The following is a 22820-nucleotide window of genomic DNA, read 5'->3' on the forward strand; positions in this document are numbered from 1 at the left end:
TTTACTCTACTCCTTTCATTCGTTTTTTCGGTTTGATATATTTTTCAATAATGTAGTGAGCACTTACAAAGAAGATAATAGAAGCTGTTACAATATTGACAAGTTCTGGAGGAATAGTAGCCGTTGTCATACCAGGCGCACCAGTTTGCAATGTTCCAAGTAGAAACGCAGCAAAAATGATTCCGATAGGAGAGTTGCTAGCAAGAAGAGCAACTGCCATACCATTAAATCCAACAGCCAGAGATCCTGCTTGAACATAAACGTTCTGGAAAGTACCTATACCCTCAACTGCTCCTCCAATACCACAAAGAGCTCCAGAAATCACCATTGAAAGAATAATAGTACGTTTCGCCGACATCCCTGCATAATCTGAAGCATTTGGATTGAGACCTACTGAGCGAATTTCGAATCCGAGTGTGGTTTTCTTTATGATAAACCAAATTACAGCGACAGCAATCAAAGCAATGAAAATTCCAATATTCATACGTGACTTAGTAAGCTCTGTAAGAAAGTCTAGACGATAGCTAGCGTTTGCCGAAACAGGAATACTTGATTCGGAATCAACCATTAGTTTTTTAGGAAAATTCCGAATAATTTCATTTCCAGCAAAAAGAACAATATAGTTCATCATAATGGTAACAATAACTTCGCTTGTACCTAAAAATGCTCTTAACAAACCCGGAATTAAACCGATTAAACCACCGGCAACTGCTGCTACAAGGACAGTCAGCGGTAACATTGCAAAACGAGGAATGGTTGGAAAAGATAGGGCAAACCAAACAGCTGCAATCCAACCTGCCAAAGCTTGACCAGGTAAACCTACATTGAAAAAACCAGCACGGCTAGCCACTGCAAACCCAAGAGCAATCAAAATTAGAGGCCCCATGGTTCGGAAAATTTCTCCAATATTTTTAATGGAACCAAAAGCTGTTTTGAACAACTCTTCATAACCCCACAAGGCATCATAACCAAAAATCCACATGATGATGGCGCCAAGTAAGATTCCTAAAAGAACTGAAATAAAAGGAATAGCAATTTGCTGTGTTTTTTTATCCATTAGAACCCTCCTTGATTTTTCCACCAGCCATGAGAATACCAAGCTCTTGCTTATTAGTTTCAGATGGTTTCACAATTCCTTGAATCTTTCCATCGTGAATAACAGCAATACGGTCTGATAAATTAAGAATTTCATCTAATTCAAAGCTGACAACAAGAACGGCTTTCCCTTTATCACGTTCAGAAATTAAGCGCTTATGAATATACTCAATCGCACCAACATCCAATCCGCGAGTAGGTTGACTGACAATTAATAGATCTGGATTACGATCAACTTCTCGAGCAATAATAGCTTTTTGTTGATTTCCCCCTGACAATGAACCTGCTGGAACAAGTTCACTAGCTGCTCTAACGTCAAATTCTTCCATCAATTTACGGGCATATGAATTAATTTGATTATAATTCAAAACACCTTTGTTACTGAGCGGTTCTTTATAATAAGTCTGGAGAGCAATATTTTCAGAAAGCATCATTTCAAGAACCAAGCCATCACGATGACGATCCTCAGGTACATGACTAACTTTCATTTCTGTAATCTTTCGTGGAGAAAGTCCTACAACTTCCCTTCCTTTGATTTTAATACTTCCTGATTTTACTTTTCGAAGTCCAGTAATAGCCTGAATCAACTCACTCTGACCGTTACCATCAATCCCAGCAACTCCTACGATTTCACCTGCATGAACATCAAGAGAAAGCTCTTTAACAGCTGGTACACCACGATTCTCATTCACTATCAAATCAGAAATTTGAAGTACAACGTCTTTCGGTTTAGCTTCTTCCTTTTCAGTAACAAAAGAAACCGAACGTCCAACCATCATTTCAGCCAAATCTTTATTTGAAACGCCCTCAATGCTAACAGTTTCAATTGATTTTCCACGGCGAATAACTGTGACACGATCCGCTACTGCTCGAATTTCATCTAGTTTATGAGTAATCAGGATAATAGTTTTCCCTTCTTTAACAAGAGTTTTCATAATATCCATTAATTCCAAAATTTCAGCAGGGGTCAATACTGCCGTTGGCTCATCAAAGATCAAAATTTCGGCACCACGATAGAGGGTCTTCAGGATTTCTACACGTTGTTGGGCACCAACAGAAATATCTTCAACCTTAGCTGTTGGGTCAACAGCTAAGCCATAGCGTTCTGATAATTCAAGGATATCTGCATTAGCTTTTTTCAAATCTAATACACCTTTATTCGTTATTTCGCTACCAAGAATAATGTTTTCAGCAACAGTAAATGCTTCAACCAACATAAAGTGCTGATGAACCATTCCTATTCCGAGAGCTGCAGCCCTAGAAGGAGAATCCAATTTTTCCGATTTTCCGTTGACAAAAATTTCTCCACTAGTTGGCTCTAAAAGACCAGCCAACATATTCATCAAGGTAGATTTCCCAGCTCCATTTTCACCAAGAAGTGCATGAATCTCACCTTTACGCAGTTGTAGGTTGATTTTGTCATTTGCGACAAATTCACCAAAAACTTTGGTTATCTCACGCATCTCAATGACATTTTCATGTGCCATTAGAGTATTCCTTTCTAGAAAATTATATTTTATTTCAGTAGAGCCTACTAATCAAGTTAGTAGGTTCTATTGAGACAAAATGTCTCAATACCCTAAAAAAGCAACCCAAGAAGGTTGGGTCGCTTCTGGATCTTTATTATTTTTCAGGTGCTTTTACACTACCATCAATAATCTGTTTCTTAGCATCTTCTACAGCTTTTTTAGCATCTTCAGATAGGTTAGAAGTTGTCAATTCAACTCCGCCATCTTTCAAACCAAATGTAATTACTTTCCCACCTGGGAATTTACCATCAGCAGTTTGAGTAGCAATCTCTTGAACAGTTTTGCCAACTTGTTTTAAGCTGGAAGCAAGTACAAAGTTAGATTCCTTGCCATCTTTAGACTTGTATTTACCTTCTTCAGCTTGATCACGATCGACACCGATTACCCAAACTTTTTCGTCTTCATTTTTCTTCTCATTCAAGTCTTTTGCTTCTTTAAAGACACCTGCTCCAGTACCACCTGCAGCTTGATAAACCACGTCAGCTCCTGCGGCATATTGGGTTGCAGCAATAGTTCTTCCTTTTTCAGGATTATTAAAGTCTTCGGCATATTGAATATCAACTGAAATATCTTTGTTAACAGACTTCACTCCTGCTTCAAAGCCTTTTTCAAAACGAGTGATAACTTCGCCACGTGCCCCTCCAATAAAACCAACTTTGTTAGTCTTCGTAGTTTTTGCAGCAGCAACACCTGCAAGATAAGCAGCTTCATTATCAGCAAAAACAGCAGATGCTACATTCTTCTTGTCTTTGATAACAGAATCAATAATAACATAATTAATATCAGCATTTTCATCAGCAGCAGCTGTAACAGCAGGTGCTAATTTATAACCAACGCCATAAACTAATTTATAGCCATTTGTAGCTGCTTGACTGAAGTTATTCGCAAAATCCGCTTCACTTGTAGATTGGTAGTAAGTGTAACCATTGTCTTTTGAAAGACCGTTTTCTTTACCCCAAGCTTGCAAACCTTCCCAAGCTGACTGATTAAATGATTTATCATCAACACCGCCAGTATCTGTTACGATAGCAGCTTTCAAGTCAGTTTTCGCATCTGAAGAATCTGAGCGAGAAGCACGGTTTCCACATGCAGCAAATCCGATTGCTGCGACAGTTACTAGACCAAGACCTAGCCATTGTTTTTTGTTCATTTCTGAACCTCCTAATTAAGATGTGCAACACAGTTGCAAGTTTGAGTTTGGTCAGATGACCGATAACAGACTTATGTTAAATCTGTAAAAGAATATGGAAGTAATTCCTTGACCGTCATCACGACCGTCGATTTATCTTTAGCGACCAAGGTCACTTTTAAATCCTCATCAAAAAATTCTGCCATTACTTGGCGGCAGGCACCACAGGGTGAAATGGGTTTGTCCGTCTCACCATAGACAATCAACTCCTCGAAATCTAAAGCACCTTCTGAAACTGCCTTAAATACAGCTGTCCGCTCTCCGCAGTTGGTCAAGCCAAAACTGGCATTTTCAACGTTAACGCCGGTAAATACCCGTCCGTCTTTAGCGACCAAAACCGCTCCAATCGGGAAATGAGAATAGGGAACATAAGCATTTTTGCTGGCTTGAACAGCCAAGTCAATCAACTCAGTAGTCGCCACTAGCTTCTTCTCCCTTCATAATCGCCACACCGGCCGAAGTTCCGATCCGAGTCGCACCAGCTTCAATAAAGGCCTGAGCATCTTCGTAAGAACGAGCACCACCAGAAGCCTTAACCCCCATGTCTGGACCAACTGTTTTTCTCATGAGGGCAACATCTTCGACTGTCGCACCGCCAGTTGAAAATCCCGTAGAGGTCTTAACAAAATCAGCTCCAGCTTTCTGAGCCAGTTGGCAAGCCTTAACCTTTTCCTCATCTGTCAGCAGGCAAGTTTCCAGAATCACCTTGACTAAGGTACCTTTAGCAGCTTCTACAACCGCACGAATGTCTCGCTCTACCAAATCATAATCTTTAGATTTCAGAGCACCGACATTGATGACCATATCCACTTCGCTAGCACCCTTTTGGATGGCGTCCTTCGTTTCAAAGGCCTTTACATCGGAAGTGTTGGCGCCTAAAGGAAAACCAATTGGTACACAAACCTTGACGTCTGAACCTTTCAGCTGCTCTGCAGCAAACTCTATCCAGGTTGGATTGACACAGATACTAGCAAAATCATAAACTTTTGCTTCTTCAATTAATTTAAGAACCTGCTCTTTTGACGCTTCCGGTTTTAAAAGCGTATGGTCTATGTATTTGTTTAACTTCATGTTGGATTCTCCTAGAATTAAGAAATTACCTCTATAATCTCGTTTACTGCAACGCTTTCACTACCTATTTTAACATTTTTTTGGAATTCTGTAACTAGTTCTTGAGAAATTTTTTCATTTGAATAAATTTTTGCGAAAACTTCTCCAATTTCGACCTTGTCTCCGACTTTCTTTTCAAAAACAATTCCTGTTTCATAATCCAAGTCGTCAGATTTGACTGCCCGTCCTGCTCCAAGTCTCATGGCGAAAAGGCCGAATTCCATAGCAGGCAGTTCAGTGATATAACCTGCCTGTTCTGCTTTCACATCTACAATATGAACTGCACTTGATAGACGATAGAGATCTTCCAAGTCACCACCTTGAGCTACAACCATAGCTTCAAATTGCTTCAAGGCAGCACCGTTGGTCAGCTGTTCTTTTACTTCTTCCACCGTTTTCTCAACATCTGCCAGTCCGAGCATAATCTGAGCCAACTCACAAATGAAAGTTGTGATGTCTTCACGACCCCTGCCCTGCAAGATATCCAAAGCTTCTAAGATTTCCAGACGATTGCCAATGCTGGTTCCCAAAGGCTGACTCATATCTGTCAAAACAGCTACTGTTTTTCTGCCGACAGCCTTGCCCAAATCTACCATAGTACGTGCTAGTACACGAGCGTCATCAATATTTTTCATAAAGGCGCCTTCACCGACAGTCACATCCAAAAGGATACTATCGGCACCAGCAGCAATCTTTTTACTCATAACAGAGCTAGCTATCAGCGGAATCGTATCAACAGTTGCTGTTACATCTCGCAAGGCATAAAGTAGCTTATCCGCTAGCACCAACTGATCAGACTGACCGATAACGGACAAGCCGATTTCCTGCACCTGCTTGATAAAGTCTTCTTGACTGCGCTCTACTTGAAATCCTTTAATGGATTCCAATTTATCAATGGTTCCTCCAGTATGGCCCAGCCCGCGGCCGCTCATTTTAGCAACAGGCACACCGAAACTAGCTACCAATGGTACCAAGACCAAAGTTACTTTATCACCCACACCGCCAGTAGAATGTTTATCTACTTTTATACCTGCGATTTCTGACAGGTCAAACTGCTCACCAGTCCCAACCATTGTCATGGTTAAATCCGAAATTTCCCGAGTTGTCATGCCCTTAAAATAGACAGCCATTGCAAAGGCTGCCATCTGATAGTCAGGCACCGTCCCGTCCACATAACCTTCAATCAACCACTGAATTTCCTGACTGGTCAGCTCAAGACCATCTCTCTTCTTTTGGATAATATCAACTGCACGCATCTTATTTTTCACTCCTTAGTATATAGTAACCTTTGTCCTTCTTAACAATCTCACAATTACCGAAGGTAGCTTCCATCTTCGACTTAGCACTGGGCGCTCCTTGCTTTTTCTGAATCACAAGGGTCAAATCACCGCCTTCTGTCAAATGCTCATAGCTTCCGCTGATGACCTCATGCACGACTTGCTTACCAGCACGAATAGGCGGATTACTAATAATATGGTCGAAAATGCCACTGACATTTTCATAAACGTTAGACTGGAAGATATGAGCAGATACCTGATTCCTCTCAGCATTCTGCTGAGCCAAGTCCAAGGCCCGCTGGTTGATATCTACCATGGTCGCAGCCACTCCGTACGCTTTGGCTAAGCTCAAACCTAAAGGCCCATAGCCACAACCAACATCCAAGACCCGTTCTCCAGCTTCAAAGTCCAAGACAGACAAAAGAACCCGACTGCCATAGTCAATCATCTTTTTACTGAAGACACCAGCATCTGTCAAAAAAGCTAGCCGCTGTCCTAACAGTTCTACATTTAATTCATGAATATCGTGTTTGGCATCAGGATTTTCTGCAAAATACATTTTAGTCATACAACCATTTTATCATAATTTTCCTAGATTTGTAAATCGTTTTCATTTCTCCAAAAAGTATGTTATACTAAAGTCCATCATACAGGAGTAACTTATGACTAACGAATTTCTTCACTTTGAAAAAATCAGCCGCCATACATGGCAAAACCTGCATCGAAAAACAACTCCGCCTCTGACTCAAGCTGAACTTAACTCTATCAAGAGTTTCAATGACAAGATTAGCCTGCAGGACGTGACGGACATCTATTTACCCTTGACCAATCTCATTCAGATCTATAAGCGTTCCAAGGAAGACTTGGCTTTTTCCAAGGGGATTTTTCTACAAAAAGAAAGCCGGAAACAGCCCTTTATCATCGGAGTTTCTGGCAGTGTGGCCGTTGGGAAATCCACCACCAGCCGTTTGCTGCAGATCCTGCTTTCTCGGACTTTTTCAAATGCGACAGTCGAGCTAGTTACCACAGATGGTTTTTTATTTCCGAATAAAACCTTGGAAGATCATGGCATTTTAAACCGCAAGGGTTTTCCAGAAAGCTATAATATGGAGCTGCTTCTTTCCTTTCTGGATAGCATAAAAAACGGTCAGGATTTCCAAATTCCAGTCTACTCGCATGAAACTTATGATATCGTCCCTCAGGAAATGCAAGGGGTAAAGGCTGCTGATTTTGTTATTGTCGAAGGCATCAATGTTTTCCAGAATCCTCAGAACGAGCGCCTATATATGACAGACTTTTTTGACTTTTCAATCTATGTCGATGCAGAAATCGAAAATATCGAAAACTGGTATCTGGATCGCTTTAAAAAAATGCTGACGCTAGCTGAAAACGACCCCAAAAACTACTACCACCGCTTCACCACTCAAGCAGAAGAGGAAGTAGTAACCTTCGCCCATAATGTCTGGAAAAGCATTAATCTTGTCAACCTGCTAGACTACATTGAACCAACCCGCAATCGGGCAGAAATTATCCTGCACAAAGCCGAAAATCATGAAATTGATGAAATTTACTTAAAAAAATAAAAAAGCTTGTCAAATCCTAACTTTTCATATATAATTAGATAGTTAGTATTTTCAATGGAGGTGAAACAACTTGGCAAACATTAAATCAGCTATCAAACGCGCTGAATTGAACGTGAAACATAACGAAAAAAACTCAGCTCAAAAGTCAGCTATGCGTACTGCAATCAAAGCATTTGAAGCAAACCCATCTGAAGAACTTTTCCGTGCTGCTAGCTCAGCTATCGATAAAGCAGAAACAAAAGGTTTGATCCACAAAAACAAAGCAAGCCGCGATAAAGCACGCCTTTCAGCTAAACTTGCTAAATAATGAATACAAAGGGAGCTCTCAGGAGCTTTTTTTGTTTCTAACATAAAGGAGATAGGGATTAAAATAGCAATTATCGGTTATTCCGGTTCTGGCAAATCCACTTTAGCAGCACAACTGTCCCACCACTACTCCATTCCCAAATTTCACATGGATACATTGCAGTTCCAACCCGGCTGGAAGGATAGTGACCGTGATTGGATGCGAGAACAGATGAACAATTTTTTGTCAAAAAATACCGACTGGATCATTGACGGCAACTACTCTTGGTGTTTTTATGAACGTCGGATGGCAGAAGCCGACCAAATCATCTTTCTAAACTTCTCTCGCTGGAACTGCCTTTATCGAGCTTTCAAACGCCATCTAAAATATCGCAATCGGACCAGAGAAAGCATGGCTCCAGGCTGCCCCGAAAAGTTTGACTGGGAGTTTACCTGCTGGGTTCTTTGGAAAGGACGACGTCAGACAGCACTGGCAAGATATAAGAGAATCCGACAAACCTTTCCTCAGAAATTCTACGAATTAAGGAACCAAAAAGAACTGACCAGCTTCTTACAGAAGCTAAAAACAAGTGAGCCGTTGTGACTCACTTGTTTTTATTTGATTTTCTTTTTCTGTGGGAAAAGAGGTAGACCTAAAGAAGCTATTTTTTCAGCTGGAACTTTCATGCCGTCCTTAATCCACTTGGAAAGAACAGAAACAACTGCCGAACTCCAGAAGGAATTCATGTAAGAGTTAGTCGTTTTCTTAGCATTGCGATTGCGTTTTTCCAAAAAGTCAAATACAGCCTGAGTCAGTAGCTTTTCAAAATTATAGTCGATGGCTAGGCTGATAACCCGAGCTTCTTTCTTAGCTTCCTTAAAAAGAAAAAGCCAAATCTGGTACATCTCAGTTTTAAAGTTAAACTCTTCTAATTTATCCGTAATGCCTTGAACAGTATTTTTAAAAATCTCTTCCAGAATCTGCTCTTTAGAGCTATAATTGCGGTAAAATGCAGCGCGGGAAACCCCTGCTCGCTCAACTAGCTCTGAAATAGTAATTTTTTTAAGTTCTTTCTTCTCCAGCAGCTTCATGAGAGAAATTTCCAGAGACTCTCTCGTGATTTGATTGGATTCCTGATTGTATTTCTTTAAATTCGCGAGTGATTTTTCCGATATTTTCTTTTCCGACATAACAATTTCTTCCCTCTTGTCTCAGCTGACAGTTTCCGCTTTCTAGTAAGCATTCTTCATGTTATAATTGTAAAAAAAGACAGGTTTTTTGTCAATTTTTTTATTGTACATACTTGACAAAAAAGGAGAAAAATATGACTTGGAAAATTATAGCCGACTCTGGCTGTGACTTTCGTGAAATGACAAACTTAGCTAAAGACACACAGTTTGAAAGTGTTCCCTTGACCATTCAAGTGGAAAATGAAATCTTTGTAGATAATAAGGAACTTGATATTGACCTGATGATGGAGAAGATGTATGATTCTTCTGCTGCTTCAAAGTCCGCCTGCCCTAGTCCAGATGACTATCTAAACAGCTTTGAGGGAGCTGACAAGATCTTTGTGGTGACTATCACTGGAACTCTATCTGGCAGCAATAATAGTGCACATGTTGCTAAGAAAATCTTTTTGGAAGAACATCCTGATGCCCAGATTCATGTCATTGATAGTCTTTCTGCTGGCGGCGAGGTGGACTTACTTGTTACTAAACTCAATGAACTCATTCAGCAAGATCTCAGCTTTGATGAAGTTGTTGAAGTCATTAGTCGCTATCAGGAGAAAACCAAGCTTCTCTTCGTTCTGGCAAAGGTAGATAACTTGGTAAAAAACGGCAGACTTAGCAAACTTCTGGGAACCGTTGTCGGTTTGCTCAATATCCGTATGGTCGGTGAAGCAAGCCAGACTGGTACGCTAGAGCTTCTGCAAAAGGCACGCGGTCCGAAAAAGGCTCTCGCTTCTGCAATCGAAGAACTACTCAAAGCTGGTTACAAGGGTGGCCGACTCATCATCGCTCATCGCAATAACGAAAAGTTCTGCCAGCAATTTAGTCAGCTGATACAAGAAAAGTATCCCCAAGCTCAAATCGAAACAATACCAACTTCAGGTCTCTGCAGCTTCTACGCTGAGGAAGGCGGAATCTTAATGGGCTACGAAATTTAATACGGCATCTAAAAAAGTAAAGGACTAGGCTCAAATAATTGACCTAATCCTTTACTTTTTCGATTTAATTCGCTATAATTGAAACAAGTAAAGGAGTTGATATTATGGCCAGAGGAAGAGGCGCCGCAAGCCCCCAAGATAAGGAAGCAAGTCTTCTCATTTCTAAAAAACTCAAAGAACTTCTCAAGGAAACAGGTAAGAAGCAAGTCGAGCTATCTCGTGAAACAGGCATTCCTGCTAGTACGTTGACTGGCTATATCAAAGGGACATCTCTGCCTATTGCAGCCAATCTAGAAAAGATTGCAAGATTTTTTGAGGTAGAGGTTGAAGAAATTGACCCTCGTTACCGACTAATTGCAGACATCCCTCAGCAATTTCCTGATTTAAATCGTATTTACCAACAACTTGACCAAGACAGACAGGAGAAAGGATTAAATCTACTAGAAGCTAGCCTGACTGAGCAAGAAACACAAGCCAGCTTAAAGGACGACTACTTCCCCTACTTGGTCTATGAAAATTACTATCTCTCTCAGCATAAGCCTGAACAAGCTGATTTAGTCTGGCTGGACAGAGAAATTGACTACGATATTGCCCTTTGGGTACGAACTGACTCGTTAGAGCCCAAGTATCCGAGAGATTCCGTAGCGCTAATCAAGCAGACCCATTTCGAGCTTGCTGGCGCTATCTATGCTATTGACTATGACGGCCAAACCATTATAAAAAGGGTCTTCAACGATCCATCTGGCATCCGTCTGATTTCCCTTAATAAAAAATACAGTGATAAGTTTATCCCGCATGAGGAAGAACCTAAACTCATTGGTCGGGTCATGGCGACTTTCATGCCACTTGATATAGAAAAAATAAAGAAAAACAAATAACAGTTCTGCAAATGTACAGAGCTGTTATTTTTATGATTATCAGTCAAAAAATCAGAAAGTCTTTCGACTTCCTGATGCTCTTTTAATAAAATACTGCTAACTCTTCATTCAGCTTTTTCATGTAGTGTTTGTGGACTATGTAAGACAACACAGCTAATCCTACTAGAACTAGAGCTACTATCGTATAAATTACCAGGGGCACAAGAACATTGGATATAAAGAAGAGAAGAGTAATGACAATCAACATTCCTAAAATCAGAGCGATAGCTAGGAGAGTTTTCACCATACTATTATTTCGGCTCATCAATTCTGTGACATTGGACCAATTGGTCACGAGATGCTTATAATCTCGGTAGTAACCCCAAGAACTCCACATTAGGCTGATTAAAGCCCAAACAATCACCATGCCCAAGAAAGTCACTGGATGCATACCAGAAACAAGGCTGGTTATCAAGAGCAAGGTCAGAGGCAGGATAGACTGGACTGCAAAGAGTTGCCAAAACTTCAGATGAATATATTGCTTCAAATCAAAGGGGAGAACCTTGAGATAATCAAAATTTTCCCTTTCCAGAGAAATCCCAATAGCCGTAAGGTTGCTGCCACCTGAGTTTAGTGTTGCAATCAAAACAGCCAAGGCCATCATTGGCAAGAGGAAACGTGGTCCCAGATAAGAAGTCAAAGACAGGCCTCCTTGTATCATACCCATTCCCATACTGAAAATGACAATGTAAGGGAGAAAGGCCGACATAAAGATGGCCTGCATAATGACAGAACCCTCGCTCAAGAGCCTGATATTGTATCGCCAGACAAACTTTTTGAGATTTTTTGCTTCCGCAATATTGATGTCATGCACGCGCTCCCGCTTTCCTACTGAAGAGCCTGTCATGAGAGCTGCCTCATAAAATTCTGGAATCACCTTGGTCTTTACGATGAAAAATAGAAGAGCCGCAACTGCCACCCATCCCAAAAATCCCAGCAAGGACGCTGTATGAAAAGGATGAAGGATAAAATCATAAAAGACCTGAACTGGCGGGAAGAAAGCTTTGACCTCCGTACGATTTATGACGCTTCTGCTGTTCATTTGATTAATCATAAAATAGAGGAAAAAGGAGCCAACGGAAATAAGAGCCAGAATGACATTGGACAGGATGGTCTTGTACTTCCTGAAAAAGGCTGTCTTGGTAATAAAATGGACGGCAATTAAAATCAGAAAGGTGATGACCGAACTTAAAATCAGAATAGCAAGCAGAGCCAAGGGCAGACCCAAGAAAGGATTACCACCTTGAAAAGCCAAAACCAAGAAATAACTGAACATAGGCAGAATGGCAATCAGCAAAGTCAGGATAACCGAAATGCTTTTGCCGACGATGATTTCTGTTTCGCTAAAAGCATAGGGACGGTAAGATTGCAAGTCCTTGCTTTCATAAAAGACATTGTAAAAAACCAGAAAGCCCTGAGACATAGAAAAGAGAGCAAAAGCAGAAACCAAATTGGCAAAGAGACCTGGATTGCCAACCAGTTGGTTCAGGGAGCCCATCAAGCCGAAAAGAAAGAGATAGACCAGTCCTAAAATCAGATACATGCGGATGGCCTTCAGCGATACATTGACCTTGCGCTCAGGATTCTTAGCTTGCATCTTGCGGTACTGCTGCAGCTGAGACGGCTGAATGGCGTAGAGGATGTTGATATCAACAAGTTTTTTTATAGCTTTAATGCGCATCAGGACTCACCTCTTCTCTGCGGCCTGCCAGACCAAGATAAATGGTTTCAAGAGACTGTTCTGGATGTTGGCCTTTTAGTTCTTCAATCGTTCCGTAGAAAATCAATTTCCCCTTTTTGAGAATGGCTACCTTATCACAGAGCTGCTCTGCAACTTCCAAGACATGGGTTGAAAAGAGAACTGTATTTCCTTTATCTGCATGCTCCCGCATCATCTGCTTGAGGTCAAAAGCCGCCTGCGGATCAAGACCAGTCAGCGGCTCATCCAGCACCCAAATATCTGGGTCAGACAAAAGTGCCGCTATGACGAAGACTTTTTGTCTCATCCCATGAGAAAATGATTCAATGACCTCATACCGATGAGAGCCAAAGTCGAAAATATGGAGCAGATTTGCCAGTCGCTCTTCGACTTCAGCATTTGTCATATCGTAAGAAGTCGCTACCAGTTCCCAGAACTCATTGGCAGTTAGGCGCAAAAATAGATCTGGTGAATCTGCTACATAGCCGATCTTTTTCTTGATTTCCAAGCGATTAGCGGATAATTCTTTCCCATCTACAAAAATCTGTCCACTGCTTGGATTGATGACGCTGACCAATGACTTAATGGTAGTAGATTTTCCGGCGCCATTGTGACCAATCAGACCGACGATTTCTCCGCTTTGCAAGGTCAGATTCAGCTGATTGAGAGCTACCGTTCCTTCATAAACTTTAGTGACATCTTTAAATTCAATCATAAGAGAGCTCCTTTACCGATTTCTATACAGATTAGTATACACTTTTTGCGGCTTTTTGTCTCAGTTAAAAATGTTTCATTTTCAATTTTAAAAATATTTTTCAAATTATAAAAGAGTCAAATATCTATGAGAGTGAAAAAACGCAAACGATTGCGCCTTTCTGCTTCTTTTGGTACAATAAAGCCAATCAGTGAGAATGAAGAGGAGAATTTATATGGAAAACCAAACCTTAATGCAGTATTTTGAATGGTATCTGCCAGATGACGGTCAGCATTGGAATCGCTTGGCAGAAGACGCACCTAACTTAGCAGCGAAAGGAATTCGCAAGGTCTGGATGCCGCCCGCTTTCAAGGGAACCAGCTCTAATGACGTCGGCTATGGTGTTTATGACCTCTTTGATTTGGGAGAGTTCGACCAAAAAGGGACTGTACGCACCAAGTATGGATTGAAAGAAGAATACCTCCGAGCGATTGAAGCGCTTAGCCAAAACGGTATCGAAGCTATTGCAGATGTGGTTCTCAATCACAAGGCCGCAGCTGACTATAAAGAGCGCTTTACCGTCGTTGAAGTTTATCCTAATGACCGCACAAAGGTCTTGTCAGAACCTTTCGAGATCAAAGGCTGGACTAAGTTTGTCTTCCCAGGCCGCAAAAAAGCCTATAATGACTTCGAATGGCACTGGTACCACTTCACTGGCACTGACTATGATGCCAAAAACAACAAGTCAGGCATTTTTCTCATCCAAGGGGACAATAAAGGTTGGGCAAATAATGAGCTAGTGGACAATGAGAATGGTAACTACGACTATCTCATGTATGCGGATATTGATTTCAAGCATCCCGAAGTCATCCAAAATCTCTACGACTGGGCTCATTGGTTTATTGAAAGCACTGGTGTACATGGCTTTCGCTTAGATGCTGTTAAGCACATTGATTCCTTCTTTATGAAGAATTTCATCCGTGATATTACTGAGAAATACGGCGATGATTTCTATGTCTTTGGTGAATTTTGGAATGGGGATGAATCAGCCAATAACGATTATCTAGAAAGTATTGACTACCGCTTTGACCTAGTCGATGTCAAGCTCCATCAGAATTTATTTGATGCCAGCAAATCTGGGGCAGACTATGACTTGCGCACTATTTTTGATCAGACACTTGCAAAAAATCATCCCGAATCGGCTGTAACCTTTGTGGACAACCACGATACTCAGAGAGGTCAGGCTCTGGAATCTACTGTCGAAGAATGGTTCAAACCAGCTGCCTATGCTCTCATACTTCTAAGAGAAGCTGGATTGCCCTGCGTCTTTTATGGAGACTACTATGGCATTAGCGGAGAATTTGCCCAAGAGAGCTTTCAAGAGCTACTGGATAAACTCCTAGACATCCGTCTCAATCTAGCCTATGGTGAGCAGACCGACTACTTCGACGATGCCAACTGTATCGGCTGGACCCGCCAAGGTATGGACGATGGTCAGCCAATCGCTGTCCTTATCAGCAATGGCCAAGCAGCCAGCAAATCCATGCTGGTCGGTCCGGAATGGGCTGGCAAAGAATTCAGCGACTATCTAGGCAACAGCTCCCAAATCGTAACCGTTGACGACCAAGGCTGGGGAGAATTTCCTGTGGAGGAAAAATCAGTTAGTGTCTGGAGTGTCAGATAAGTCACAGAAAACATATGGAAAAAGAAAAATAAGACCGAATTGGCCTTATTTTTTTCGTTCTTTCTTGGAATGTAGTAAGCCAACGGAAGCCAAAAGGCTGATAATTGCTGCTCCCAAGAATGATGAATTTGTGTTTCCAGTATTTGGTAATTGATGTTTGGACACTCGAGACAAAACAGGAGTAGTCTCAGAGTTTTCAACCCTTGCAGGACTCTTCTGCTCAGAAGTTTCTGTTCCCAAAGGTGTTTGAGTATGCGTTTTTGGCTTGTAAACATAAGTGCGAACGCCATTGGCATCTGATACAGAAACGAATCCATACTCCTCAATAGTCTTAGCATCTAGCAAACCAAATTCCTCAGCTGCTAAAGGTCTTCCTTCTACATCTACAAAGCGAGTGATTTCGATAGAAGGCTTGTCCTCAACCGGAGCATCTTTCGGTACTTCATGCACACTGGCACGATAGACATGCGTACGAATGCCGTCCTCGTCACTGCTGGATTGGTAGTCATAACCAGCGATAGTCTTAGACGCCACCAAACCACGTTCAGGATCTGATAATTCTTGACCTGATTCATCGACAAAACGAGTCATTTCCATGACTGGACGCTCTTCGCTTGGAGCGTCTGTCGGTAATTCATGAACAATTGCTCGGTAAACATGAGTGCGGATGCCGTCCTCGTCGCTGCTGGACTGGAAGTCATAGTTAGCAATACTCTTAGATGCCACTAAACCTTGCTCGGGAGCTGATAATTCATGACCTGATTCATCTACAAAACGAGTCATTTCCAAGATGGGCTTGTCTTCGCTTGGTGCATCATTTGGAAGCTGGAACTGGCTGAGTTCATACTTATAGACGATTTCTTTGGTTCTTCCCGCTTCATACTCTCCCGCTTCATCATCATAGTATGCTAGACGAGATTTATAAGTATAGAGCTGATTCTTATAGGAAATAAGAGGTTTAGGGCTGACAGTGTATCTGGTCTTACCTGGTTGCTCATCTATAATAGGGTTAGCAATGACATTGCCCTGCTCATCTTGGTAACGGACAAGCACTTTACCTGGATCTGTCTCTCCTTCCCTGACCTTCTTAACATCTGAAAGTTTAAAGACAAAACCATCAGTTTTTACCGACCTGAAAAGTTTATCTATCTCATGTTGGTCAGGCTCATAGCCACCTACTGTATAACCCCCCGATTCATAATGTTCATCTACCTTTTTAAGTCCACCATCCGGTGTCTCTATCATCCAAGGGAAACCTGCTATTTCAATAGTATAATCTCTATCAATGTAATAGCGTGTCTTATCACCTGGTTTCATAAGATACAATTTATAGTGAAAGGTCTTTACATTATCACGTCCAAACCATGGATTAGTGAGAGATGGGTTATTTCCTAGCCAATCAATATAAACCATATTACCAATATCGCTCTCACTTCCAAAAAAGTTATTCTTCCTATTATATTTTCCTAAATCCCAGCTTATTGGCATCATACCGCTATAATCAAAAGGTGAGTAACGAATTACAACATCGGAATATCCATTCAGTCTTGGATCTATTATAACAGGACTTATTTCACGATTATAAAGCGAATCATAATACTTGATTTCCTTTCCATTGAGAAAAAGTTTTTGAAAGAAAGGATTAATAGCGTGATATAAAGTACTACTTCCAGCGTCAATTCGGAACATATCTGGGTTTTTAAGAAAGATTTGTTTAATCTCTTTCATAGATAATACTCTATTATTCGAATCAGGTAAATAAATTCTTGAAAACCCCTCCTCAAATGTCATACCTGAAACTCTTCCGAATAGCATATTCAAAAATTTGTTGATATGAATCGTATCATCTAGAGTCAAATCCAATTCTGAGCGCGGAATAATAGCTTTTGGTATCTTAGCTACTTCTTCTGGCGTTGGATTTGGATTGAATATAGACTCCCACTTATTCAAAAAGAAGAGGGCTGTATTGTTTTGAATAAGTGATTGTTCCGGATATATATTGCTTGAAGGAACTTCATAAAAATTTTCATCTCTAACAAGATTTAAATTTTCTACTTGCTTCAAATCAATGTATTTAAAGACACCATCTATCTTACGTATAGCATAAGCATAATCATACTTTTTGGCTGCCTCTTCTATTTGCTCTACCGACTGCATCTCTGGCATAACAGAGGTCATGGTTGCAGCCTTAGTTATCTCATCTCTCTCTCCCTTGGTATGATAGTCATAAAATTCTTGAGCTAACTGTTTGATTTCAGGAGAGACTTGAGCCACGCCATTCTCCCCTTGTTCTGAAATGGTCAGACCAGAAGATCCCTCAGTCTGATTTGGGGTATTTTTGATTGTCCCATCATTTGGCAGTTCTTGATTGACAGGAGGAGTCGCTTGGTTATTCTGGACTTGATTCCCCTCTGTTTCACTAGCTACTTCCTCAGCCTGCACAGCCACTGCCATGGTCCCAGCAAGCAGCAAGGACAAAGGAATGGGGACTAATTTCAATCCCATTTCTACTTTTTTCCCTAAAGTCTTTTTCATCTTCTTCTCCTTTTAATCTCCTATTTTAGATAATTTAAAAACTTTTTCCCATAGATTGACTAGTAATTCTTTGTGATAACGATTGGCAAGTTCTTTGGATCTTGCCGAAAACCCCCTCCATTCTTTTTCTCCAAATTGGCTAAACTGCTCCAGATAGGCTATATATTGATTAGCGTCATTATGCGGTATCAGCCAGCCATTCTCTCCATGCTTAATATAAGCGCGATTGGCATAACGCACATCCAAACCTATCAGAGGCAAGCCATTGACCAAAGCCTCATAGAGTGATGTCGCAAAGGCTTCCGATAAAGAGGTGCTGATATAGGCATCATAAGCTTGATAAGGCACCTGAGACTGATATCCCTTAAAATGAACCATATCTTCCAAATCATTGAGCTGAACTACATCTTGCAGCATAGCCATATCTGAACCATCTCCATAGATATCTAACCTAAATTGCTCATACCTTTTAAATTTCAGCAAAGCCATGATTTTCAGCAATAACAGAACATTTTTCTCCTCAGACAAACGACTGACTGTCACCAAGCGAATCTCCTTAGGATCAAAGACTCTCTCTCTTGGATATTGGACTACTTGATCTGCATAGGTTGTTGGAATAAAGAGGGCCTTATCCCTCATCTTTTGAGGTAGATAAGCCTCTTGGCCTTCCCCAACTAAAACCAAAAAGTCTAACACATCCTGATCCAGCCAGCTCATCACCTTTTTATTTAACTCTTGTCCGAGGGCAATCATATGATCCTGATGAAGGACGCGACCTACATGAAAATCTTGCCCACGTCTCAAGAGAATATTTTCTGGAATATCCAGACGCTCCATTATCAGCCAGTCTTCTGGCTCAAGCTCCTCCTCAGCAAACTCCTGCAGGCTCCTACCAGCTAATTCTAAGCCCAGAAAACGGACTTTACTCCTATCAATTCCCAAGGCTTCATAACTGTCCAACACAATCTGCCTAGAAGAGGCATTAGCATATATATCTGTATCCGCTTCAGAAACCCACAATTCATAAGGAACTTTCATTTCTTCAAAAAGTTCAAATCGATTGCGGAGGGCAATGTCAATCCCAAACGCTCTAGAACGGATACAAGCATCCACACAAACTACTTTCATTTTCTCCCTTTTAACCTAAAGTAATTCTATATAATAATATCTCACAACTTACAATTTTATGCAAGCGTTTCAGATGATTTTTTAAAAATTTGATTTCTCAATCCACCAAGCCACTCCTTAGATAAGCATCCACCATACGCTCTGTCGCAACGACTGAATCGATATGAGTTCGCTCATATGAGTGGCTGGATTCGATGCCAGCGCCTAACAGGGCATGCTTGACTTCTGCTCCTGCACTCATGGCTGCAGAGGCATCTGACCCATAGAATGGATAGATGTCTAGTTTGTAAGGAATGTCCTGCTCCTTGGCTAAATTTACCAAATGCTGGCGGAAGCCATAGTGATAAGGTCCTGATGCATCCTTGACACAGATGGAAACCGTGTATTCATCCGTTTGCTGATCGTCACCCATAGCCCCCATATCAACCGCCAAGTACTCTACCGCTTGCTCCGGCAGGCTAGAATTAGCCCCATGACCAACCTCTTCAAAGACACTGAAAGCAAAATGAGTCGTCACCGGCAGCTGAATATTTTCCTCTTTATAGATGCGCAAAAGATTGAGCAAAATAGCTGCGCTGACCTTGTCGTCCAGAAAGCGGGACTTGATGAAGCCTGACTTGGTAACTGTGGTTCGCGGATCGAAAGAAATAAAATCACCGACTTCGATTCCTAAATCCCGCGTTTCTTTCTCACTTGTCACCTTTTCGTCCAAACGGACTTCCATATTGTCCTGAGTTCGCTCAACCGTCCCAGCATCCTTGTAAACATGGCAGGAAGTCTGGTGAACTAAGATAGTCCCACTGATAGTCTTTCCACTGCTGGACAAATGGACCAGACAATTTTCTCCTTCAATCATGTTCCAAGGGAAACCGCCAATCCGATCCAGCTTGAGACGACCGTCAGACTTAATAGCCCGAACAATAGCCCCCAGTGTATCCACATGGGCAGTCACTACCCGATGCTGGGCGTCATTTTCCCCCTTAACCACAGCATGAACGCCGCCTTTATTGGTCCGGACAGGCTCATAGCCCAATCCCTCCAACGTGTGTACCAAATAGTCTGCCACCTCAGCCGTAAAGCCTGTTGGGGAAGGGATAACCGTTAATTCTTGTAAATATTGAACAGTTTGATTCACAAATGTCTCCTCATCGTTTTTCTTTATTATAGCACAAAGAAAGCCTGAGCAAATAGATTTTCAGCAGGCTTTTAATGATTTTGAGAAATTATGACACCTCAATTACTATCGCCGTACTTCTACTCCTTCTCCACCTGAACTTCAATCTTTTGCAAATCCCAAAAGAAGAGATTACCCAGAAAACCTAAAAGCAAAAACATCCATTCGAATGACTGCTTATTTTAGAGTTTATAAATTTAACCGTCAGTACATTATCAAGGATAGATGATGACAAAGACAAGAAAAAATCATCTCAGCTAGCTGAGATGATTCGTTTGGCTAATATTAATTAGCTTTTTTGAAACGATAGACAAGAGCTGATAAAAGAATCAGAGCAAATCCTGCTGCTATCGCAAAGATAGATGTTTCACTGCCAGTTTTCGGCAAAACTTTTTTGCCAGTTGCTGATCCACGAACATCTTTTCCATCTTTATCTGACGAATTACCCGGGGTTCCATCAGTCGATCTAACTGGTTTGTCACCAGATGATGACGGTGGTGTCGAATCTGAAGAAGATGGTGGTGGTGTTGGTCCTTGTGGACGTCTAGCTTCAAATGTCCATGTGCCTGTAAATTTGACATCTGCACCTGCAATAGTTTTACTATCTGCGTCATATTTGAGGAATTTCCAAGTACCATCACTTGCTTCAACAGTTTTCTTAGCTGGCTGAACCGCTTGAACAGCAGCACCGTCAGCATATTCAGTGGCATCATTTGGTAATAATGCTGTGACCTCTGCTGGCAAGCTACGGTTCGGATCTGCACTTACAAATTCATAAGTTGCCTTATATTTCGGTGCTGGAGTGAAATTCCATTTTCCGGTAAACTTAAGATCCTTATCTGCTACAGTCTGGCTATTCGTTTCCGCATAGCCTTCGAAAGTCCATGTGCCTTCAGTAACTGTAACACTTGTTTTAGCAGGCTGCTTAGCGTCTACATTAGTACCACTAGTGTAGCGATTAGCATCTGCTGGAAGCAAATCTGTTACTTCTTTTGGCAGATTTGGATAGGCTGCATTGCTGCTGAGAAACTCATAGCTAACACCAAAGTCTTTATAAGTGTTTGTGAATACTGGATTATTTCCTTCGACGGTAGCTTCCAACTTGCCCTTGCTTGCGGTCACTGTGACAGTCACTGTATGTTCTGTACTGTCATAAGTCACTCCAGCTTCATTTCCAGCTACTTCCGTCAGCTTGTAAGTATAAGTGCCTTCTTTATCATAGTTGATTCCAAGGAACTTGATATTACCATTGGCATCGTTAGCTGCTTGAAGCTCCAAGTTATTTCCGCCAACCTCAGTTAGTTTGAAAGTATACTTTTCAGCTTCAAGTGCTTTACCATCCAGAACTTTCTTAGCGGTAATCGCTGCAGTTGCTGGCTCTAACTTGTATGTATTGGTAAAAGCATCACGGTCATAGGTAACCGCTGCTGTCTTAACGCCGTTATTGTCTGTTACAGTAACAGTAACATTGATGTCTGAATTGGCATCGTTTGTCACACCTGGCAGATTGCTTGCGCGTTCACGAATGACGTAGTTAAAGGTTCCTTCTTTTTTGAAACGAAGTTTCTTAAAGGTTACGGCACCCGCTTTATTGGTCACCGTTTGGACAACTTTATCGTTGTCATCCTTATTAATCAAATCAAAAGTAAATTCACCATCCTCCAAATTACGGCCAGTCAATTCCTTTTTGACTTTGAAGATAACTTCATCAGAACGGGTACCTTCCCCGACACCATCAAGAGTTGTCAAAGGCGCAAATGGACGTGCTAACAAATCAGGCATCTTTTGCCCATTAGATGTAACGGTTACATCGTTAAAGGCTTTTTTGGTTACCTTATCTACTGGCTCAGTCAAACGGGTCCGGTAGATAACATAAATACCTCTTCCACTCAAATCCCCAGCATTAACTGTGAAATGATTGGAGTCTGTAATTGAAACGACATCGCTCGGGTTAAAGGATTTACGTGTGCCAGAAGCACCTTCCCACTCAGTAAAGTAGTAACCTGTAATCCCTGTATCTTCATCCAATTCTTGGTCTTCTGGAATAGCGTCCTCAATGACAACTTGACCAAGATTTTGGACATCGCGATTGACACGGATACGCCAGTTGACGTAGTTTGGATCCTTAGAATCCTGAACACCCCACTTGGAATAACCTTGAGGCTCCTCATCAACCTTGATGCGCTTCAGCCTATAGGTTCTAGCACCTGGGAAATTAACTTCTTGCTCTTGGTCATAAGGCATATTATCAGCCCAAACCACTGTGAAAGAAGATTGAATAAGCTTGGTATCTGGCATTTTCGCAAAATACTCAGCATTTGTGACAGTAATGGTTACTGTATTTGTAACTGGATCTGTCACCAACTTGGCAACAACAGTGCCATCCGGTGCGCTTATGTTTTCCTCCAAAGTTCGCTCAATTTTGAACTGTGATGGAACACGATAAACCATGGTATCACCATTATTTAATACTTTGCTATCTGCAAATGTATAGGTCGGTGCAATGTAAAATTTACCTTCACCGTAGCCAGTATCCTTTAAAGGATTAGTATTAATAGTGACGTTTGTAGTTAGTTGATAGTCGCCATCACCTAACTCTGCAGCAGAAACCCTAGGACTTGAGCTTAACAAGGGAAGAAAGGTTGATACCAAAAGCAGCAAAGTCATCAGAGCATGAGACACTTTATGATAAGTTTGTTTCACCTTGAATGCGGTCCTCCTTCTTTTTAAATTTTATTTTTGACAAATGCTGG

General features: G+C 41.3%; 20 protein-coding genes. 6 read left to right on the plus strand and 14 right to left on the minus strand.

Annotation, left to right across the window (positions count from 1 at the left end):
• Position 1: 1 nt before the first annotated feature.
• From MK370_RS02650 to MK370_RS02680, 7 genes are all read right to left on the minus strand, one after another.
• On the minus strand, positions 2-1057 hold the full coding sequence (locus MK370_RS02650) for an ABC transporter permease (RefSeq protein WP_002906683.1): 1056 nt from the start codon (positions 1055-1057) through the stop codon (positions 2-4).
• On the minus strand, positions 1050-2582 hold the full coding sequence (locus tag MK370_RS02655; RefSeq protein WP_268684037.1) for an ABC transporter ATP-binding protein: 1533 nt from the start codon (positions 2580-2582) through the stop codon (positions 1050-1052). Before MK370_RS02655 ends, MK370_RS02650 begins: the two co-directional genes overlap by 8 nt.
• A gap of 136 nt (positions 2583-2718) precedes the next feature.
• Positions 2719-3774, minus strand: coding sequence for a BMP family lipoprotein (locus MK370_RS02660; protein WP_268684038.1), 1056 nt, complete (start codon positions 3772-3774; stop codon positions 2719-2721).
• 71 nt (positions 3775-3845) lie between these two features.
• A complete protein-coding gene (locus MK370_RS02665) occupies positions 3846-4235 on the minus strand; it encodes a cytidine deaminase (protein ID WP_268684039.1) in 390 nt (129 codons plus the stop codon).
• Positions 4222-4884 (minus strand): deoxyribose-phosphate aldolase, encoded by a 663-nt coding sequence (deoC, locus tag MK370_RS02670; protein WP_268684040.1) that lies wholly within the window; start codon positions 4882-4884, stop codon positions 4222-4224. Before deoC ends, MK370_RS02665 begins: the two co-directional genes overlap by 14 nt.
• Positions 4885-4901: 17 nt before the next feature.
• Complete coding sequence (locus MK370_RS02675; RefSeq protein WP_268684041.1) at positions 4902-6179, minus strand: pyrimidine-nucleoside phosphorylase; 1278 nt, start codon at positions 6177-6179, stop codon at positions 4902-4904.
• Position 6180: 1 nt separating this feature from the next.
• Positions 6181-6768 carry a class I SAM-dependent methyltransferase gene (locus tag MK370_RS02680; protein WP_268684042.1) on the minus strand — a complete coding sequence of 196 codons (588 nt, stop codon included), beginning with the start codon at positions 6766-6768 and terminating at the stop codon, positions 6181-6183.
• A 94-nt stretch (positions 6769-6862) separates the two neighbouring features.
• On the opposite strand from MK370_RS02680, the gene coaA reads away from it, so the two are divergent.
• The 3 genes from coaA to MK370_RS02695 all read left to right on the plus strand — a co-directional run bounded on the left by coaA (position 6863) and on the right by MK370_RS02695 (position 8672).
• The gene (gene coaA / locus MK370_RS02685; protein WP_268684043.1) at positions 6863-7783 is read left to right on the plus strand and encodes a type I pantothenate kinase; all 921 of its coding nucleotides are present in this window, start codon (positions 6863-6865) and stop codon (positions 7781-7783) included.
• Between the two features lie 70 nt (positions 7784-7853).
• On the plus strand, positions 7854-8090 hold the full coding sequence (rpsT, locus tag MK370_RS02690) for a 30S ribosomal protein S20 (RefSeq protein WP_002895661.1): 237 nt from the start codon (positions 7854-7856) through the stop codon (positions 8088-8090).
• A 57-nt stretch (positions 8091-8147) separates the two neighbouring features.
• Complete coding sequence (locus MK370_RS02695; RefSeq protein ID WP_268684463.1) at positions 8148-8672, plus strand: DNA topology modulation protein; 525 nt, start codon at positions 8148-8150, stop codon at positions 8670-8672.
• Between the two features lie 11 nt (positions 8673-8683).
• Here the strand turns inward: MK370_RS02695 and MK370_RS02700 are convergent, their stop codons facing one another.
• Positions 8684-9259 (minus strand): TetR/AcrR family transcriptional regulator, encoded by a 576-nt coding sequence (locus tag MK370_RS02700; RefSeq protein ID WP_268684044.1) that lies wholly within the window; start codon positions 9257-9259, stop codon positions 8684-8686.
• 134 nt (positions 9260-9393) lie between these two features.
• On the opposite strand from MK370_RS02700, the gene MK370_RS02705 reads away from it, so the two are divergent.
• Both MK370_RS02705 and MK370_RS02710 read left to right on the plus strand, forming a co-directional pair.
• Positions 9394-10236, plus strand: coding sequence for a DegV family protein (locus tag MK370_RS02705; protein ID WP_268684045.1), 843 nt, complete (start codon positions 9394-9396; stop codon positions 10234-10236).
• A gap of 104 nt (positions 10237-10340) precedes the next feature.
• On the plus strand, positions 10341-11114 hold the full coding sequence (locus MK370_RS02710; RefSeq protein ID WP_268684046.1) for an XRE family transcriptional regulator: 774 nt from the start codon (positions 10341-10343) through the stop codon (positions 11112-11114).
• Positions 11115-11196: 82 nt separating this feature from the next.
• Here MK370_RS02710 and MK370_RS02715 read toward each other — a convergent pair whose 3' ends face one another.
• Both MK370_RS02715 and MK370_RS02720 read right to left on the minus strand, forming a co-directional pair.
• Complete coding sequence (locus MK370_RS02715; protein ID WP_268684047.1) at positions 11197-12834, minus strand: hypothetical protein; 1638 nt, start codon at positions 12832-12834, stop codon at positions 11197-11199.
• Complete coding sequence (locus MK370_RS02720) at positions 12824-13567, minus strand: ABC transporter ATP-binding protein (RefSeq protein WP_268684048.1); 744 nt, start codon at positions 13565-13567, stop codon at positions 12824-12826. Before MK370_RS02720 ends, MK370_RS02715 begins: the two co-directional genes overlap by 11 nt.
• A gap of 196 nt (positions 13568-13763) precedes the next feature.
• Between MK370_RS02720 and MK370_RS02725 the strand changes: the two genes are divergently transcribed.
• Positions 13764-15230, plus strand: coding sequence for an alpha-amylase (locus MK370_RS02725; RefSeq protein WP_268684049.1), 1467 nt, complete (start codon positions 13764-13766; stop codon positions 15228-15230).
• Between the two features lie 45 nt (positions 15231-15275).
• Here MK370_RS02725 and MK370_RS02730 read toward each other — a convergent pair whose 3' ends face one another.
• The 4 genes from MK370_RS02730 to MK370_RS02745 all read right to left on the minus strand — a co-directional run bounded on the left by MK370_RS02730 (position 15276) and on the right by MK370_RS02745 (position 22770).
• Positions 15276-17765, minus strand: a complete 2490-nt coding sequence (locus MK370_RS02730) for a MucBP domain-containing protein (protein ID WP_268684050.1) — start codon at positions 17763-17765, stop codon at positions 15276-15278.
• Positions 17766-17777: 12 nt separating this feature from the next.
• The gene (locus MK370_RS02735) at positions 17778-18893 is read right to left on the minus strand and encodes a glycosyltransferase (protein ID WP_268684051.1); all 1116 of its coding nucleotides are present in this window, start codon (positions 18891-18893) and stop codon (positions 17778-17780) included.
• A gap of 97 nt (positions 18894-18990) precedes the next feature.
• A complete protein-coding gene (locus MK370_RS02740) occupies positions 18991-20028 on the minus strand; it encodes a M42 family metallopeptidase (RefSeq protein ID WP_268684052.1) in 1038 nt (345 codons plus the stop codon).
• A 324-nt stretch (positions 20029-20352) separates the two neighbouring features.
• Positions 20353-22770 (minus strand): SHIRT domain-containing protein, encoded by a 2418-nt coding sequence (locus tag MK370_RS02745; RefSeq protein WP_268684053.1) that lies wholly within the window; start codon positions 22768-22770, stop codon positions 20353-20355.
• Between the last annotated feature and the right edge of the window lie 50 nt (positions 22771-22820).

The organism is Streptococcus sanguinis (assembly GCF_026781265.1).
In the GTDB taxonomy this organism is placed as follows: Bacteria; Bacillota; Bacilli; order Lactobacillales; family Streptococcaceae; genus Streptococcus; species Streptococcus sanguinis_T.

Excerpts from the sequence above, each read along its gene's own strand:
- MK370_RS02650 (WP_002906683.1), bottom strand. The coding sequence starts at position 1,057 with ATGGATAAAAAAACACAGCAAATTGCTATTCCTTTTATTTCAGTTCTT.
- MK370_RS02655 (WP_268684037.1), bottom strand. The coding sequence starts at position 2,582 with ATGGCACATGAAAATGTCATTGAGATGCGTGAGATAACCAAAGTTTTT.
- MK370_RS02660 (WP_268684038.1), bottom strand. The coding sequence starts at position 3,774 with ATGAACAAAAAACAATGGCTAGGTCTTGGTCTAGTAACTGTCGCAGCA.
- deoC (WP_268684040.1), bottom strand. The coding sequence starts at position 4,884 with ATGAAGTTAAACAAATACATAGACCATACGCTTTTAAAACCGGAAGCG.
- MK370_RS02675 (WP_268684041.1), bottom strand. The coding sequence starts at position 6,179 with ATGCGTGCAGTTGATATTATCCAAAAGAAGAGAGATGGTCTTGAGCTG.
- MK370_RS02680 (WP_268684042.1), bottom strand. The coding sequence starts at position 6,768 with ATGACTAAAATGTATTTTGCAGAAAATCCTGATGCCAAACACGATATT.
- coaA (WP_268684043.1), top strand. The coding sequence starts at position 6,863 with ATGACTAACGAATTTCTTCACTTTGAAAAAATCAGCCGCCATACATGG.
- MK370_RS02700 (WP_268684044.1), bottom strand. The coding sequence starts at position 9,259 with ATGTCGGAAAAGAAAATATCGGAAAAATCACTCGCGAATTTAAAGAAA.
- MK370_RS02705 (WP_268684045.1), top strand. The coding sequence starts at position 9,394 with ATGACTTGGAAAATTATAGCCGACTCTGGCTGTGACTTTCGTGAAATG.
- MK370_RS02710 (WP_268684046.1), top strand. The coding sequence starts at position 10,341 with ATGGCCAGAGGAAGAGGCGCCGCAAGCCCCCAAGATAAGGAAGCAAGT.
- MK370_RS02715 (WP_268684047.1), bottom strand. The coding sequence starts at position 12,834 with ATGCGCATTAAAGCTATAAAAAAACTTGTTGATATCAACATCCTCTAC.
- MK370_RS02720 (WP_268684048.1), bottom strand. The coding sequence starts at position 13,567 with ATGATTGAATTTAAAGATGTCACTAAAGTTTATGAAGGAACGGTAGCT.
- MK370_RS02725 (WP_268684049.1), top strand. The coding sequence starts at position 13,764 with ATGAAGAGGAGAATTTATATGGAAAACCAAACCTTAATGCAGTATTTT.
- MK370_RS02730 (WP_268684050.1), bottom strand. The coding sequence starts at position 17,765 with ATGAAAAAGACTTTAGGGAAAAAAGTAGAAATGGGATTGAAATTAGTC.
- MK370_RS02735 (WP_268684051.1), bottom strand. The coding sequence starts at position 18,893 with ATGAAAGTAGTTTGTGTGGATGCTTGTATCCGTTCTAGAGCGTTTGGG.